General features: G+C 38.0%; 15 protein-coding genes. 5 read left to right on the top strand and 10 right to left on the bottom strand.

Going from position 1 to position 17538, the window contains the following annotated elements; all coding sequences use genetic code 11:
• Positions 1 to 33: 33 nt before the first annotated feature.
• Complete coding sequence (locus tag VBD025_RS11085) at positions 34 to 1659, bottom strand: M20/M25/M40 family metallo-hydrolase (protein ID WP_430785416.1); 1626 nt, start codon at positions 1657 to 1659, stop codon at positions 34 to 36.
• 69 nt (positions 1660 to 1728) lie between these two features.
• Here VBD025_RS11085 and VBD025_RS11080 point away from each other — a divergent pair, with 69 nt between their 5' ends.
• Genes VBD025_RS11080 through VBD025_RS11065 form a run of 4 tightly spaced genes read left to right on the top strand, consistent with a single transcriptional unit; the run spans position 1729 to position 5817 of the window.
• Positions 1729 to 2478 carry a glycerophosphodiester phosphodiesterase gene (locus VBD025_RS11080; RefSeq protein WP_430785414.1) on the top strand — a complete coding sequence of 250 codons (750 nt, stop codon included), beginning with the start codon at positions 1729 to 1731 and terminating at the stop codon, positions 2476 to 2478.
• Positions 2471 to 3487: an NADPH dehydrogenase NamA gene (gene namA, locus VBD025_RS11075; RefSeq protein ID WP_430785412.1), complete on the top strand. Its 1017-nt coding sequence runs from the start codon at positions 2471 to 2473 to the stop codon at positions 3485 to 3487. The genes VBD025_RS11080 and namA overlap by 8 nt, the downstream gene beginning before the upstream one ends.
• An 11-nt stretch (positions 3488 to 3498) precedes the next feature.
• A complete protein-coding gene (gene rnz, locus VBD025_RS11070) occupies positions 3499 to 4425 on the top strand; it encodes a ribonuclease Z (RefSeq protein ID WP_430785410.1) in 927 nt (308 codons plus the stop codon).
• 21 nt (positions 4426 to 4446) lie between these two features.
• The gene (locus VBD025_RS11065) at positions 4447 to 5817 is read left to right on the top strand and encodes an aldehyde dehydrogenase (protein ID WP_430785408.1); all 1371 of its coding nucleotides are present in this window, start codon (positions 4447 to 4449) and stop codon (positions 5815 to 5817) included.
• A gap of 40 nt (positions 5818 to 5857) precedes the next feature.
• Here VBD025_RS11065 and VBD025_RS11060 read toward each other — a convergent pair whose 3' ends face one another.
• The 6 genes from VBD025_RS11060 to VBD025_RS11035 form a co-directional block, all read right to left on the bottom strand.
• Positions 5858 to 7522 (bottom strand): peptide ABC transporter substrate-binding protein, encoded by a 1665-nt coding sequence (locus VBD025_RS11060; protein ID WP_430791366.1) that lies wholly within the window; start codon positions 7520 to 7522, stop codon positions 5858 to 5860.
• Between the two features lie 120 nt (positions 7523 to 7642).
• A complete protein-coding gene (locus VBD025_RS11055; RefSeq protein ID WP_430785406.1) occupies positions 7643 to 8887 on the bottom strand; it encodes a DNA polymerase IV in 1245 nt (414 codons plus the stop codon).
• A 103-nt stretch (positions 8888 to 8990) separates the two neighbouring features.
• Entirely contained in the window at positions 8991 to 10115 is a 1125-nt protein-coding gene (locus VBD025_RS11050) for a M20/M25/M40 family metallo-hydrolase (RefSeq protein ID WP_430785404.1), read from the bottom strand.
• 192 nt (positions 10116 to 10307) lie between these two features.
• Complete coding sequence (locus tag VBD025_RS11045; RefSeq protein WP_430785402.1) at positions 10308 to 11855, bottom strand: acyl-CoA carboxylase subunit beta; 1548 nt, start codon at positions 11853 to 11855, stop codon at positions 10308 to 10310.
• Positions 11855 to 12679, bottom strand: a complete 825-nt coding sequence (gene mce, locus VBD025_RS11040; protein ID WP_430785400.1) for a methylmalonyl-CoA epimerase — start codon at positions 12677 to 12679, stop codon at positions 11855 to 11857. The genes VBD025_RS11045 and mce overlap by 1 nt, the downstream gene beginning before the upstream one ends.
• Before the next feature lie 15 nt (positions 12680 to 12694).
• The gene (locus tag VBD025_RS11035; protein WP_430785398.1) at positions 12695 to 14350 is read right to left on the bottom strand and encodes an acyl-CoA mutase large subunit family protein; all 1656 of its coding nucleotides are present in this window, start codon (positions 14348 to 14350) and stop codon (positions 12695 to 12697) included.
• 123 nt (positions 14351 to 14473) lie between these two features.
• Between VBD025_RS11035 and prli42 the strand changes: the two genes are divergently transcribed.
• Positions 14474 to 14596, top strand: a complete 123-nt coding sequence (gene prli42, locus VBD025_RS11030) for a stressosome-associated protein Prli42 (RefSeq protein WP_430785396.1) — start codon at positions 14474 to 14476, stop codon at positions 14594 to 14596.
• Positions 14597 to 14638: 42 nt separating this feature from the next.
• On the opposite strand, the gene VBD025_RS11025 is transcribed toward prli42, so the two are convergent.
• The 3 genes from VBD025_RS11025 to VBD025_RS11015 form a co-directional block, all read right to left on the bottom strand.
• Positions 14639 to 15598, bottom strand: a complete 960-nt coding sequence (locus VBD025_RS11025; RefSeq protein ID WP_430785394.1) for an aromatic acid exporter family protein — start codon at positions 15596 to 15598, stop codon at positions 14639 to 14641.
• 141 nt (positions 15599 to 15739) lie between these two features.
• On the bottom strand, positions 15740 to 16171 hold the full coding sequence (locus VBD025_RS11020) for a BrxA/BrxB family bacilliredoxin (RefSeq protein ID WP_430785392.1): 432 nt from the start codon (positions 16169 to 16171) through the stop codon (positions 15740 to 15742).
• A gap of 89 nt (positions 16172 to 16260) precedes the next feature.
• On the bottom strand, positions 16261 to 17532 hold the full coding sequence (locus tag VBD025_RS11015) for a dihydrolipoamide acetyltransferase family protein (RefSeq protein WP_430785390.1): 1272 nt from the start codon (positions 17530 to 17532) through the stop codon (positions 16261 to 16263).
• Between the last annotated feature and the right edge of the window lie 6 nt (positions 17533 to 17538).

The raw sequence follows: 17538 nt of genomic DNA, 5'->3' as shown, positions 1-17538 counted from the left end.
AGTTTATCGTTTATTCACCTGAATGTACATCTATTAACTCTTCGGGACTAATAAACGTTGAATTGCCTCTTTTAAAATTTGTGGTAAATACTCAAAACTGTATACTAATTCCAGGCGTTCGGTCCATTGATGCGGCGCTTTACCTAGAGGACCAATATTTAAGACTGGCATCGTTAACTTTTCCATTACATCTTCCGGAAAAACAAAGCCATTATTCTGCAATGGCATGTTGATAGTTAATTGATTCAATTTGCTTTTTGACGAAACCGGACCAAGAAAACTCAAGTCAGATAATCCAGTGAAAAATTCAGCTACAGTTAAATCCATTTTATACGTTGAAGAGGTATAGGTTTTTACATGATCCATTACGTCTTTTATATATGGGTCATTATAGGATGAGACCGCTGGGTAAAATGGCGGACTGTAAAATAATACCATCAACGGCGCTAAATCCTTACACATAGACGCCAGTTCCTGCACAAGTATAGTGGAGAAATCGCGGTCACCGGTATCCCGCTGACTCACTAATAAATTTTGGCGTCGCAGCACTTCGTCACTCCCATATCGTTTTACCGCTTCCGCAAATAAATCTTCGTACATCATCACCGTAACGCTGACATCCGGCATCGTAAAATCAGTAGCTATATTAGAATAGTGAGCAGCTTTCTGTTTCACATAATTCTCAATTTCCGCGGCGGCTGCCTTCGTACTGGCAAGTAATTTTTTATTTAGATCAGCAAAGGTTTGCTTTAAATATAATACATTGTACATTGCAATTGCTGCTTTTGGCGTCTGTACCGAATATTCTTCCTTTAAGTCACGTTGCATCAGACTAACAGGCGGCGGGGTAACTTCATTTTCTATTTTTTCGATGAATGTCTCATTCAGCTCTAATTGCTGGGATAAAAAGCTCACCATCAAATTCGGGTTAATTCCAGCAAAGGGCTCACCAACGTGGGACTCTTTTCCATAACAATAGAAACCCGGAAGTACCTTACCAATTGACCCGGCATATACATAATAAGCTGGATCGCCTGGATACTTACTAAACATTGGCTCTCCATTTAAACATGCCTGATATACTAAATTCTCTTCTTCCTTAAGTTCATTTAATACAGGTAATGCAGTCAGCATACCTTGAGAGTTCACTTCCTCATCTGGAACAGTTACCAGCAGAATATTGCCATCGAATTCATCATCAATCGCTTGCTCAACGATAGACATATGCAATGCCAGACCTGCTTTCATATCCATCGTACCTCGGCCAAATAACCATTCTCCAGTTTCCATATCGCTTTGAACTTCATCTGGTAGCTCATCTTTCATTTTTTTCATTTCACGAGTCAATTCGCGTGGGTGGAAGGCAAGGTTTTGTAAATTACCATAATCCTCTACCCCGACAACATCAAAATGACTAAGCAGAATAACTGTTTCTTTGCTTTCTCCCTTTTTAACTAATGCTGTAAGTAACCTTCGACCGTCATCAAGCGGGTGTAATTTGAGATAACTTTCGTGCTTCTGAAAATATTCCTTTTGGGATAATAAATGATGAATATATTCAGGGAGTGCAATTTCCGCTGTACTTCCAGTTATGCTTTGATGGTTTACAAGCGAACATAACAGATCCGTCAGTTCTTCTTTTGTTTGCCAATTTTTCATAATGATGAGCCTCCTATTTAATTGACTTTTCAGTAATAATAAAACAAACTCATACATGAGGTGAAGCAATTGATTACCAAAATAATAGCACACAGAGGTGCCAGTAAATCAGCACCCGAAAATACCTTGCCAGCGTTTCAGCTAGCATATGATCTAGGTGCCGATGGCATAGAAACAGATGTTCAATTAACGAAAGACAACGTTCCTGTACTTATCCACGATGAAGGCTTAAAGCGTACTACTAATGGATACGGTTATGTAAAAGATTATATGTATCAGGAACTGAAAGAACTTGACGCCGGCTCATGGTTTTCAGCATCCTATGCAGGTACAAACCTGTTATCATTAGAAGAATTCCTTATTTGGGCAAAAGATAAGCCATTATACTTAAATATTGAACTGAAAAATAATAAGATAGATTATAAGAACCTAGAAAAAATAGTGTATACGATGTTAAAGGACTTTCAATTACTAAATCGTACCACATTGTCAACGTTTAATCCAAAGAGTATTAAGCGAATGAAAAAGATCGATAATAAAATAAATGCAGCTCTTCTTACTTCGAAAAGAAGAAAAGATCTGGTTGGTTATGCAAAAAACCTCGGAGCGGATGCTATTCATGTAAAGTACCGATTACTTAGTCGTAATCTTGTAGAAAAGTGTAAAGCTGAAGGTATAGCTATCCGTATTTATACAGTTAACAAATCGTTACACATAAAGCGTTGTTTTAATCTGGAATGTGATGGAATATTTACGGATGTACCAGGAAAGGCGCATAACATTAAATTATCAGTTGATCAGGGGGATTTAGATGAGTAAAGTATTTTCACCGATTTCATTTGGAAATGTTAGATTAAAAAATCGAATAGCCATGTCTCCAATGTGCATGTATTCTTGCTTTGATGAGGATGGAAAGGTTACACCATTTCATATGAACCATTATGTTTCACGTGCAGTGGGACAAGTAGGATTAGTTTTCACAGAGGCGACAGCTGTTCAGCCAGAAGGAAGAATTTCCCCACAGGATTTGGGAATTTGGAATGATGACCAGGTTGTTGGATTACAGAAGCTCAATGACCAATTACATCAATATGGTTCGAAATCAGGCATCCAGCTTGGACATGCTGGGCGGAAAGCTGATTTAAAATCTTCTATTTATGCTCCATCTGCTATTGCATTTAATGAAAATTTTAAAGAACCGGTAAAAATGTCTGCTGACGACATCCAAACAACCATTAAAGCGTTTAAAAATGCAGCACGGCGGTCCAGAGAAGCCGAATTCGATATCATCGAACTGCACGCAGCACATGGTTATTTAATTAATCAGTTCTTATCTCCATTAACAAATAAACGAAACGATTCATATGGAGGGTCACCAGAGAATCGCATTCGTTTCCTTTCTGAAATAATTGAAGCGGTACAAACAGAATGGAATGGTCCGATTTTCGTACGTATATCCAGTGATGAATATGACGATAACGGGAGTACACTGGAGGATATTTTCTATTTCGCAAAACAGATGAAGAATCAAGGAATTTCTCTAATTGACTGCAGCTCAGGTGGCGTAATTCCTGCCCCTATTTCAGCTTATCCCGGGTATCAGATACCGCGCTGCGAAGCAATTAAGAAAGAAGCATCTATTCCTACTGGTGCTGTAGGTTTAATTACCACAGGCATCCAGGCAGAGGAAATTTTGCAAAATAACCGAGCTGACTTAATTTTTGTAGCTCGTGCATTACTTCGAAACCCATATTGGGCTAAAGAAGTGGCAGATCAACTAGGTGAATCCATCGATCCACCGATACAATACAAGCGTAGCTGGAATTAGGAGGGCATTACATGGATTTAATATTCCTTGGAACAGGCTCTGGCGTTCCTTCCAAAGAGCGAAATGTCTCTTCCCTGGCATTAACCTTACTGCAGGAACAAAACAGCGTATGGTTATTCGATTGTGGAGAAGCTACACAGCATCAAATATTACGCACTTCCATTAAGCCAAGAAAAATTAACAAAATTTTCATTACGCACCTGCATGGCGATCATATATTTGGCCTGCCTGGATTATTAAGCAGTAGATCCTTCCAAAGCGGCGATGAGTTACTGACGATATATGGACCAAAAGGAATTAAGGAGTACGTACAAACGAGCTTGCAGGTAAGTGGTACACACCTTACTTATGAGTTATCCATCGTAGAACTTTCAGAAGGTAAATTGTTTGAGGATGATGTATTTAAGGTATATTGTAAGAAGCTGCATCATGGAATTCCAAGCTACGGTTTTCGCATAGAAGAAAAAGATAAACCAGGCGAATTACTAGTTAATAAGTTAAAAGAAAAAGGAATTTCCCCTGGTCCCCTTTATCAGCAAATTAAAGAACAGAAGCAAACTGTTCTGCCGAACGGCGAAAAAATAACGAGAAGCGACTTCCTAGGTTCTGATAAAAAGGGTAGAATAATTTCTATATTAGGCGATACACGTTTCACTTACAGAAATTCAGAATTTGTTTCCGGATCAGATGTATTGGTACATGAGGCAACATTTAACGAAGCCAGTTCACAATTAGCCAACCAGTACTTTCATTCAACTACGAAGCAGGCAGCAGAGCTTGCTTTGAATAGTTCTGTGAAGGAACTTGTTTTAACACATATTTCTTCCCGGTACCAAAAACAGGATTATCACGATTTAGTTCAGGAAGCACAATCTATTTTTCCCTCTACGGAACTAGCACACGATCTTTATGTGAAGCATATACCTGCTAAAAAATAACGGTCAAAGGAGTTGTTACGATTGAATCCATTTAAAGTTTTAGTAGATGAACAGCGCAAGTATTTCAAATCTGAAGAAACACTTTCATATTCATTTCGGAAAAAACAGCTTGAAAAACTAAAAGTTATGTTGAAAAATTATGAAGGTGATATATATCAAGCCCTTAATGACGATTTGAATAAATCAGAGTACGAGACATTAACAACCGAATTAGGCTTTCTTTATAGCGAAATAGACAACACATTGAAAAACCTGAAAGAATGGATGAAAGAAAAAAAGGTTGATAATCCACTTACACATAAAGGTTCAAAGAGCTATATAATACCTGAACCATACGGTGTGACTCTTACGATCGCGCCATGGAATTATCCGCTCCAGCTTGCAATAGCACCAGTAATCGGCGCGCTTGCAGCAGGTAATACAGCGGTTATTAAACCTTCCGAATTTACACCTGCAACTTCTTCCTTGCTTGCACATATGATTAATTCAGCATTTGATCATAAGTATGTGGCTGTTGTAACTGGTGAAAAAGAAGTAAGTCAGCAATTGCTTGCGTTAAAATTTGATTATATCTTTTTTACTGGAAGCACCAATGTCGGAAAAATCGTCATGAAACATGCGAGCGAACACTTAACTCCTGTAACGTTGGAACTCGGGGGAAAGAGCCCGGCAATAGTCGATAAGGACGCTAATATTGACTTAGCTGCCAAACGGATTGTGTGGGGGAAATTTACCAATGCTGGACAAACCTGTGTTGCCCCAGACTTTTTATACGTACACGATAAAGTAAAACTAAAACTTGTAAAAGCTATGAAAAAGCATATCAAGTCCTTATATGGCAAGAACCCTCTTAACAATAAAGATTATGGGCGAATTGTTAACCAGGATCATTTCACTAGATTAGAAGGTTATCTTGGAAACGGAAATATAATCCACGGTGGAAATAAAATTTCTGAACAGCTCACGATTGAACCAACACTAATAGATAACGTGTCTTGGGAAGATCCTATCATGCAAGAGGAAATTTTCGGTCCTTTACTTCCCGTCATCACGTTTAATAACTTGGAAGAAGGAATTTCAGTTTTAAAAGGATTGGAAAAACCATTGGCACTTTATTATTTTGGAGAAAATACGAAAGCCCAGAATAGAGTATTAAATAGTCTTTCATTTGGAGGGGGCTGCATTAACGATACTCTCTATCACTTAGCTAACCCGAATCTTCCATTTGGCGGAGTTGGCAACAGCGGTATTGGTTCGTATCATGGAAGGGATAGTTTTCAAACATTCTCTCATAATAAAAGTATATTAAAACAAACAACGATGTTTGATAATCCCTTCCGTTATCCTGGAAGTAAGTTAGCAACCACTATTACAAAACGTATTTTAAAGTAGGAAAAGCACACCTGATTCATTTCAGGTGTGCTTTTTACTGTTATTTTTTTATATTTATCCACTTATAATTGTCAGCACCAACTTTATACGTTACAAAATTCTTCAAGTAATCCTTTTGAAGGTATGCTGTACCATTTTGATATAGGGGTATGATTACCGCACTCTCTTCAATTAACATTCTTTCCGCTTTCAACATAGCTTTCCAGCGTTTTATAGGATCGTTTGCCATACTGCCCTTAGCACCTAATACAAGTCGATCATACGCTTCACTTGAATAACCAGTGTGATTTCCTGGACTATCGGTTATGAATAAATTTAAATAAGTGAGTGGATCATGATAATCTCCATTCCAGCCTGTCATAATCATTTCAAATTCCTGACCAACATTAGCTGCTATGCTTGCTTTCGGAGTTAAATTCCTAATTTTAAGTGATAGACCAGGTAAAGTATCTTCCAGCTGAAACTTTATATTTTCTGCCAGTAGTTTAGATGTTCCAGAATCTGAGCTGATTAAAGTAATTTCAAGCTCTTCCTTTCCAAGTTCTTTCAAGCCTTTTTCCCAGTGATCCTTAGCATTTTCAGGAGCATAGTGAGTAAGGTTACCATTTTCAGCACGGAAATCTTCACCTGTGACTGGATTTTTAGTAAGTCCTTTTGGAACATTTCCGTTAGCTGCGATTGAGCCGTTATTTAGAATGGAGTTTACTATTCTTTTCTTATCAATAGCCATCGTCAGTGCCTTACGAATATTTAAGTTTGCGAGATTTGTTTGGTTCCCATCTTTTCCCTGATTCATCTTTATATAGGAAGTTGCGCCAGTTAAAATGGTGTGATAGTCTTCACTGTTCTTAAACTTATCTACAAACTCACCTGTTAAGCTTACACGATCAAGCTTTCCTTCTTGATACAGACTTACAGCTGTCCCGGTGTCCTTTACCACATTAACTCTTATTTCATCAACGTTTACTGCTTCTTTATCCCAATATTGTTCATTTTTTTTATATGTCCATGACTGATCAGTTCCAGTCCACTCATCCAGTACAAACGGACCATTGAAAAGTGTATGTTCACTATCAGATGCATATTGTCCTTCCTGTTTCTCGATAAACTCCTTCGGCTGCGGGAAAAAAATCGCAGTTGTCAGCAGCTCCTTAAAAAATGGTACTGGATTCTCGAGCTCCACTTTTAATGTATGATCATCCAAAGCTTCAACACCTAATGACTCAGCAGGCATGTCCCCTTTTAAAATATCGGAGGCGTTTGCCACAATCTCTTCAAATTGTGGACCGTAAGCAGCTCCCGTCTCAGGGTTTACTGCTTTTTTCCATGCGTATTCAAAATCGTGAGCAGTTACCGGTGTACCATTAGACCATTTGGCATCACTACGGATTTTGAACGTATATACCTTGTTGTCTTCGCTGATTTCAGGCTCTTCTGCTGCGATCGCCAGTTCAGGTTTTCCTTCTTTATCCAAGCGGTATAATCCCTCAAATACTTGATTAATAACTCTGAAACTGAAGTCATTATCTGCAATTGTTGGACTTAAACTTGGAATGGCTCCAGGAGCACTTAAATAGACTGCTTTTTGTTTTTCTTTACTTTCTTCTGAGTCTAGTGATTCTTCATTTTGCTTATTGCTGCACGCACCAAGCACTATTAGAATAATCAATAATGCTGGCAGAATTTGCTTTATGTAATTCAACAGATATCCCTCCTAAATTTGTAGGCAACGATTAACATTATAACGGGACAGCAAAAGAAAATCCAACCACTGAAACTGAAAAAGCTACCAGTTTAAAGGCAGCTTATGCTTCATGAATAGTATTTATCGTTTATAATCGTCTAAAAAATCTTTTTGAAAACTAGTTCGAGGTTGTTCTTCTGGTTCACTGTGCAGCTGTTTAAATGGATTTTTGCCATACTTCTCAGATAACTCGTCAATTACAGAGTATAATTTCTCTTTTTCAGCAAATTTTTCATACGAAAACAGGTCCAATTGTTGAGCAATATGTTGCTTTTCTTCGGCATCCTGAACAGTAATTCCTAGTAAGCGAATTGGTTCTAAGTTCCAGTGCTTTTGAAATAGATCGTTTGCGACATGTAAAATATCGGCTTTTGTTTCAATAAAAACTTTTAACTTTTTACTACGAGTAATAGTTTTTAAATTATGATAGCGTATTACAAGCTGGATTCCCTTTCCAGCAGCATTTTTACGCCTCAATCGACGTTCCACACTATCAGCAAGCGTATGCATCAGCTTTCGAATTTCTGCCTCATCCGTAGTGTCAGTTGGCAACGTTTGCGAGCTTCCAATACTTTTAAACTCATGAACTGCATTTGGATCTACTGGTCTAGTGTCTAATCCATTAGCGCGATTCTTTAATCTTTCTCCATTTATGCCAAGCACTTGCTTCAATTGATAAACATCTCGATTCGCCAAATCGCCAATAGTCTTTATTTCCACACTATTTAACTTTGCTTCTGTCTTTTCACCAATACCATACATTTCTCCAACGGTGAGTGGCCATAACTTTTGAGGTAAATCCCTTTTTCTTAAAATGGTAATGCCCATTGGCTTCTTCATATCAGAAGCCATTTTAGCTAAAAATTTATTTGGTGCGATTCCGATACTACAAGGTAAATCAAGCTCTTTATTAATTCTTTGCTGCAGATTATTTGCGATATCTATAGGACTTCCTAAATCCTGACAATCGGAAATATCCATATAACCTTCATCTATTGAAACTGGTTGAACATGTGGTGTGATATCAGAGAGAATTTTAAACATTTCTCGTGATGCCATACGGTATCGTTCAAAATTCGGACGCATTACAATCAGATTTGGACAAAGCTTTCGAGCTTCCCAAAGCGGCATAGTTGTTTTGACACCTTTCGCACGAGCTTCATAGCTGCTTGTTACAATAATCCCTTTTCGCTCTTCTGGATTGCCTGCAATAGCTAATGGCCGCCCCTTTAACTTTTGGTTATAGGCCATTTCAACAGATGCGTAAAAACAATTCATGTCAATATGAAAAATTACCCGTCCATTTTTTGGATACCATTGTGACATAGACACTTAACACCCTTTTCTCGAACAGTTGTTTGTTTCATTATTATATCACACACAGAAAGACCCTTAATAATGAAAGTCACTACTAAGGGTCTTTACACTTTTATTTTGCTGTTTCTAAAACAATTGCAGCAATATATTCAGAAATTTTTACTAAATCCTTTACTGCTATTCTTTCATTCGTAGTATGAATTTCTTCATAGCCAACAGCTAGATTCACTGTAGGAATTCCATGCCCCGCAATCACATTAGCATCACTTCCGCCGCCACTAGTTAATAACTGACTTTCATGACCAATCGATTTGGCAGCATTGCGTGCAATTTCAACTACTTGATCACCAGCTTCCTGTTTGAAACCGGGGTACATAATTTTCACTTCAACTTCAGCTGTACCTCCATATTCTTCTGCAGTCGCCTCGAATGATTCTTTCATTTTTTTCACTTGCGCCTCCATTTTTTCTGGTACGAGTGATCTTGCCTCAGAAAGAATCTCCACGTAGTCACATACAATATTCGTCTGTTTTCCACCTTCGAACCTGCCAATATTTGCTGTTGTCTCATCATCAATACGGCCTAAAGGCATTCTGGATATTGCTCTGGCTGCTAAAGTAATGGCAGATATTCCTTTTTCTGGGGCAACACCAGCGTGAGCAGTTTTCCCTCTCATGACAGTGAAAATCTTAGCTTGCGTAGGCGCTGCCACAATAATATCCCCAACTTCTCCATTACTATCAATTGCATAGCCGTACTTCGCCTTTATTAAGGAAGGATCTAAAGCCTTTGCACCAACTAGACCAGACTCTTCGCCAGCAGTAATAATAAACTGGATATCTCCGTGTTCAGCATTATTTTCTTTCAAGCTGCGAATCATCTCAAGAATGGCAGCCAGTCCAGCTTTATCATCTGCACCTAAAATTGTAGTTCCATCTGAAATGATGTATCCATCTTTAATAGAAGGTTTAATACTGTTACCAGGTACCACTGTGTCCATATGAGATGTGAAGTAAATTGGATCCACATTTTCTTTTGTACCCTTTAACGTACAAATTAAGTTCCCAGCACCGTGACCTGTTTCTTCTTTGCTCTCATCCTCTATAACATCTAACCCTAAATCGTTAAATTTCTTCTTTAACACTTCAGCAATTTTTGTTTCATGTTTTGTTTCCGAGTCAATTTGTACTAATTCTAAAAATTCCTCTACTAATCGTTCATTATTTACTTTTATCATTGGTACCTCCTGGAAATATTTTTTTGTAACAGCGTCCGCTTCTGAACAGTCGCCTACGCTTTTCTTTTTGTCTAGCTGCAGCTCCTAGTGGCTAGCAGATAGTCGGTTCTGTTGAACGTACGGAAAGTTCACCGTACTTTTCACAGCCCCATCTATCTGTACGCCACTGAACAGTCGCCTACGCTTTTCTTTTTACAATGGGATGTTTCCGTGTTTTTTCTTGGGGCGATCTTCTTGTTTGTTGTATAACATTTCAAGCGCCTGAATTAGTTTAATTCTTGTTTCTCTTGGGTCAATGACATCATCAATCATACCAAGTCCAGCTGCTATGTATGGATTAGCAAACTTTTCACGATACGTATCAATTTTCTCCTGTCTTGTCGCTTCTGGATCTTCACTTTCAGCAATTTCTTTAGCAAAGATAATATTTGCTGCACCTTCTGGACCCATAACTGCTATTTCCGCATTTGGCCATGCATAAACCAGATCCGCTCCGATCGATTTACTGTTTAATGCTACATAAGCACCACCAAAGGCTTTTCTTGTTATAACCGTGATTTTCGGAACAGTGGCTTCTGAATATGCATACAAAATTTTCGCTCCATGACGAATTATCCCACCATGCTCCTGTTTGACTCCAGGGAAAAAGCCGGTAACATCTTCAAATGTAATTAACGATATATTAAATGAATCGCAGAAACGGATGAAACGGGCAGCTTTATCACTGGAATCAATATCAAGACCTCCAGCTAAATACCTCGGTTGATTACAAACTAATCCCACCGTTTGTCCATTTATCCGCGCAAACCCCACAACAATATTCTTAGCGAAGTCTTTATGAATCTCGAAAAACGTACCTTTGTCAACCACTTGATCAATTACTCGCTTCACATCATATGGACGGGTTGAATTAAATGGAACAATTTCCGTAAGATCGTGACACGTATCATCTTGTGGTTCAGACTCAGTTAATGTTGGCTTCAGCTGATTGTTTGCAGGCAAATATTCAAGTAAATCGCGCACAGCGTCTAGTGCTTCTTCTTCACTGGACGCTTTTATGTGGGCGTTTCCACTTTTAGAGTTATGTACGTCCGCTCCGCCAAGACCTTCTGATGAAATCTTTTCACCCGTGACGGTTTCGATTACTTTGGGTCCTGTTATAAACATTTGTGATGTTTTTTCAACCATTATCACAAAATCTGTAATGGCTGGTGAGTATACTGCTCCCCCTGCACTTGGTCCAAGAATTACTGATATTTGTGGAATTACTCCCGAATAAATGGAATTACGATAAAAAACCTGACCGTACCCATCCAACGATGAAACACCCTCTTGAATTCTTGCACCACCGGAATCGTTTAATCCAATAAATGGAACTCCATTTTTGGCAGCCAAATCCATTACAGCGGCAATTTTCTTACCATGCATTTCACCAAGCGCACCACCATATACAGTGAAATCCTGTGCAAACAAGTAAATTGGCTTTCCATTTATTTTTCCATATCCGGTAACAACACCTTCGCCTTTAGCGGTCGAGCTGTCCATCCCATAATCCGTTTCCCTATGTTCCATGAATGGATTGAGTTCAACAAAAGTATTATTATCCAACAGATAATCAATTCTTTCACGAGCAGTTTTTTTGCCTTTGGCATGCTGCTTATCTATCCGTTCATCGCCACCACCAAGTTCAACTTGTCGCCGTTTATCATACAACTCATTAATTTTATCAAATATATCCATTACTTTTCACTTCCTTCTGCTGACTGACATAATTCAACTAATACGCCATTCGCTGCTTTTGGATGAATAAACGCTATTTCACTGTTATGTGCACCAGGCTTTGATTCTTCATGAATCAACTGTACCCCTTTGGATTTATACTGCTGCAATCTTTCATTTATATTATCAACTTCGATTGCAATGTGGTGAACTCCCTCACCCTTTTTAGTGATAAAACCTTGAACAGCAGATTTTTCGGAAAGTGGCTCTAATAATTCAAAACGTGCTTCACCAATTTTCAGAAATGCAACCTTAACATCTTCAGATACCACCGTTTCAATCCCTTCTAGTTCCAGACCCAGAATATCTGAATAGAATGGGAGCGCCTGATCGATTGAATTCACTGCAATTCCAATATGAGCAATCTTGCTGGGTTTTTCCAATTTAGTTGAGTCAGGATTAATTAGCTGTTTAATGTAATTTGCAAGTACTTCTGTTGAAGATCCACTAGTAAAGATTTGATTTATTCCTTTTTCTTTTAAAAATGGAATATCTTCACTTGGAATGACTCCGCCACCAACAACCGGAATATCACTTGCGTTTCTTTTTTTAAGTTCTTCTACAACTTTAGGAAACAAGGATCGATGTGCCCCTGATAGAGAAGAAAGTCCAATCACGTCTACATCTTCTTGTACAGCTGCCTGCGCAATTTGTACAGGCGTTTGTCGTAATCCAGTATAAATTACTTCCATGCCATGATCACGTAATGCTTGTGCAATTACTAAAGCGCCCCGATCATGTCCGTCAAGACCAGGTTTGGCGATTAATACTCGTATTTTATTCATCCTTATCTCTCCTTCTTACATGCCTGTATATTGACCAAATTCATCACGCATTACGTTACAAATTTCACCAACCGTCGCATATGCTTTAACGGCTTCAAGAATATACGGAATTAAATTTGTTTCAGGATTTTTTGCCTGAATTCGTAATGATTGTAATAACTCATCTACTTTTTTCTGATCTCTTGTTGCTCTTATATTGTCTAACTGTTCAATTTGAGATTTCTCTAATTCTTCATCAACTTTTAGTAGATCGGGATTTACTTCCTCGTCTAGCTGATATTTGTTCAAACCAACTATTATTTCTTCATTCTTTTCAATTCGCTTTTGCGTTTCATAAGCATTATGATGAATTTCTCGTTGCATATAGCCTTCTTCCACCGCTTGAACGGCTCCACCAATTTCCTTGATTTGTACCAGGTACTTATTTACTTCTTGTTCCATCTTATCTGTTAATTCCTCTACATAGTAAGATCCACCTAATGGATCAACCGTATCTGCTACACCGCTTTCGTTTGCTATAATCTGTTGCGTCCGAAGTGCAATACGAGCAGATTCTTCTGTTGGTAAAGACAATGCTTCATCGCGCGAATTTGTATGAAGACTTTGTGTGCCTCCCATTACTGCTGCTAGAGCTTGCAGGGTTACACGAACCACGTTATTGTCGGGCTGCTGGGCTGTAAGTGTCGATCCACCTGTTTGTGTATGAAAGCGCAGTTTCCAGCTTTTTGGATCTTTTGCGTGATACTGATCCTTCATTATTTTAGCCCATATCCGACGCGCCGCACGAAATTTAGCTATTTCTTCAAAAAAGTTATTGTGTGCATTGAAGAAAAATGCTAATCGGGGTGCAAAATCATCAATCGCAAGGCCAGATTCCAGAGCAGCATCAACATACGCCATACCGTTTGCAATAGTGAAAGCAAGTTCCTGTACTGCAGTTGAGCCCGCCTCTCTAATGTGATAACCAGAAATACTGATGGTATTAAATTTCATATTATTTTCCATACAGAATCCAAATATATTAGTGATTAATCGCATGGATGGCTTTGGTGGATAAATATATGTGCCACGCGCTATATATTCTTTTAAGATGTCATTTTGAATAGTTCCAGTAAGTTCTTCAAGTGGAACACCTTGTTTTTCGCCTACAGCTATATACATACATAATAACACCGATGCTGGCGCATTAATTGTCATGGATGTACTAACTTTATTAAGTGGGATTTGATCTAAAAGCTGTTCCATATCGTGAAGGGTATCAATTGCCACTCCAACCTTTCCGACTTCGCCTTCAGACATTACATCGTCTGAATCATACCCAATTTGGGTTGGTAAATCGAAAGCAACAGAAAGACCCGTTTGTCCCTGATCCAATAGATAACGGAAGCGTTTGTTCGTTTCAATAGCTGAACCAAAGCCAGCGTATTGACGCATTGTCCAAAATCGGCTTCGGTACATAGTTGGCTGAATCCCGCGGGTATAAGGAAAGTCTCCTGGAAACCCTAAATTTTCTTCATAATTGTCATTGGATACTGGATAATATAATCCATTCACGTCTATGTCAGAAGAGGTTTGAAACGTTTCCTTCCGCTCAGGAAAGCGCTTTAATGTTTTGTCTACAGACTTTTTCCAATTAGCCTCATTTGATGAAGTTGAATCTTTTTTATTCATAAAGGATTGCCCCCATTTTAATAGTTATCATAATTTTTTTATTACTATTTGTTTATATTACTTGTCCAAAAGGCAAATAAGCGATAAAATACATTTAGTATTACGTTTTAAGGAGGATTATACGTGGCTAATAATCGAAGAAAACCGTCAAAGAGAGACCGTAAAATGAAAATAATAATCTACATCATGATACTTGCGATGTTATTAACATCAGTAACTACTGGACTGGCTCTTTTTGTGAATTAATTATAAACTTCAAGATCGGAATTTTATTAATTCCGATCTTTTTTATTTTCTTCCAACATCACTTTCTTTGAATTTTCTCTTTATAATTAAATAATCCTCTATCTCATGTAATAATTGAAATAAATTAGCCCTAGTTTCAAATTCTTCCTGGGTAGTTGGAAGTTTTTCCTGCGTGAACTCAGTTTGAAGTGCTTTTAATTTGTTCAGAAAGATTGAAGCTGTATTTCCGGGATGAACTGCTTCAGATAAATCTTCAAAAAACTCGGAAAAAGATTCTGATAAACTATCTGTTTTAGGAAGCCTTGTTACAAGTGGAAGCATTTTTTTTAAGAGTTCAAATTGGTTTCTTCTCATCGTAAAGTAATCATAATACGGATGGTTTTCCCTTAATAAATGATTTTCCCGATCAAGTGAAACTAAATTAATTGCTTCTTCTATAATTTCCTCAGCTTTTCTAATTTCTTTTCCATCCCAGACTTCTTCTGTATCACATATGTATAAAGAAATTTCATGTAAGATCACCTGAAAGTTCTGCTCTAACTCCATTTGCTTCTTTTTCAGTTTATTATCCAGACTCGGCATATAAAGGTTTAATAAAAGAGCAACTCCGATTCCAACAATAATCAATAAGAATTGGTCAATAATAAATGTGAATGTAATTTCTCCAAGACTATACAAATTCAAAATAATAACTGAACTTGTTGCAATACCAGGTGAAATTTTAAGATATACGGTAACAGGAATAAACAAAGTAAAAGCAATCCCCATAACAATTGGATTATAGCCAAGCGATTCGAAAAATACGTATGAAAACAGAATAGCTATAGTACAGGCAATAAATCGGTGCCAAGCACTTAAGACTGATTCCTTCCTGGATGGTTTTATACAAAGTAATGTCAAGATACCTGCTGAAACAAAATTGGTTAACCCCATTGTTTGTGCAATAGATATCGCAAGCGGAGTACCAATCGCAGTCTTTATCGTCCGGTAGCCAATTTTCACAGTTAAATCTCCTTCTTCAATAAGTATGATTCTGTGGAGTCAGCTTAATAAGGTATTAAAGTAAAAAAGTTATTAATAAAATGAGGCTGACCCACGATAAATAGAGACAGCCTCATCACAACTATACAAATAGTCCAGTACTTATATTTCCTCGCAGTATTCATCAAAGACTTTTTGAAGTTTGGCTATTACATCTACAGCTGTAAAACCTTCAATGTCGTGACGTTCGATCATTGTCACAATTTTACCGTCTTTCAAAAATGCAAAGGATGGTGAAGAAGGTGGATAGCCTTCAAAATATTCACGTGCTCTTTCAGTTGCTTCTTTATCCTGGCCAGCAAAGACCGTTAGCAAATGATCAGGTCGCTTATCATAGTGAATAGCATTAGCAGCTGCAGGTCTTGCAACACCACCTGCACAACCACATACAGAATTCACCATTACTAATGCAGTGCCTTCAAGTTTCATCGCATTATCTACATCTTCTATAGTTGTTAGTTCCTTGTATCCTGCATCTCTTATATCTGAACGTGCGACATCAACAACATCGTTCATAAATAGGTTAAAGTCCATTTGAACATCCATCCCCTTATTCTATATAGTATCTAAACTAAATCAAGCTTATCAATTTTAAGTCCAGATTTCAATTCAAATTAACTGATCTAGTAAACGTTTGTTGTATCCTTGTTCATGTTTTCCAAGATTTCTTTTACTTTGCTAAGGAAATTACCACAAACAAGACCATCAAGAATTCGGTGATCAAGCGAAAGTGATAGGTTCACCATGTCTCTTGCAGCAAACATATCATTAACCATCATTGGACGTTTAACAATAGATTCCACTTGCAAAATCGCTGCTTGTGGGTGGTTGATAACACCCATTGAATGAATAGATCCAAATGAACCAGTATTATTGACAGTAAAAGTTCCACCTTGCATATCAGCAGAAGTTAGTTTACCTGAACGTGCTTTTGCAGCTAATTCAGAGATATCTTTAGCGATTCCTTTTATGCTTTTCTCATCAGCATGCTTAATTACCGGTACAAATAACTCTTGATCCTTAGCCACAGCTATGGAAAGGTGGATATCTTTTTTCTGGATAATCTTATCTCCAGCCCACATGCTGTTTAGTTGAGGATATTCTTTTAGTGCCTGTGCAACAGCTTTTACGAAAAAGGCAAAGAAAGTTAAACCGAATCCTTCTTTTTGCTTAAAATCATTTTTAACTTTATTTCGATAGGATACAAGGTCTGTAACATCAACTTCCACCGTCATCCACGCATGAGGAATTTCAGTTGTTGAACGGACCATGTTCTGCGCTATTGCTTTGCGAACGCCAGTCACAGGAATTTCGATATCCCCTGCTTGAGATGTTGGGGAAGGTGCTGATTCTTTAGATGGTGCAGATTCAGCTTTTTCCTTTTTCGCTTTTGGTGCAGATGTATTTGCTTCCGCTTTAGGAATTTCACCTGAACTAATAATTTTTTCTATATCTTTACGTGTAATTCTGCCACCTTTTCCAGAGCCTGTAACTTGCTCTAGATCTATATCGTTATCTTGCGACATGCGCAAAACAGCTGGAGAATAACGTTTTTTCATAGAAGTATCTTTTTCCACTTCTTCTTCAGCAGGCTCAGCTGCTTCAGATTGTTCAGTTTCTTCCTGTGCAGGTTCTTCATCAGAAGAAGCTCCACCTTCTGTATCGATGTAACACATTAATTCGCCTACTTCGATTGTATCCCCTTCTTGTGCGACTAGTTCTTTAATCACACCTGTAAATGAAGATGGTACCTCGGCATTCACTTTATCAGTCATTACTTCTGCAATAGGGTCATACTTGTTAACCTTATCGCCTACTTCAACTAGCCAGGAACTGACTGTTCCTTCCGTTACACTTTCGCCTAATTGTGGCATTTTAATTTTTTCAGAAGCCATTTAGTA

The organism is Virgibacillus flavescens (assembly GCF_050574275.1).
GTDB classification, from domain to species: Bacteria; Bacillota; Bacilli; order Bacillales; family Amphibacillaceae; genus Virgibacillus_F; species Virgibacillus_F flavescens.
The sequence above is the reverse complement of the archived record's forward strand: the minus strand, read 5'-3'. Positions and strand labels throughout refer to the sequence as shown.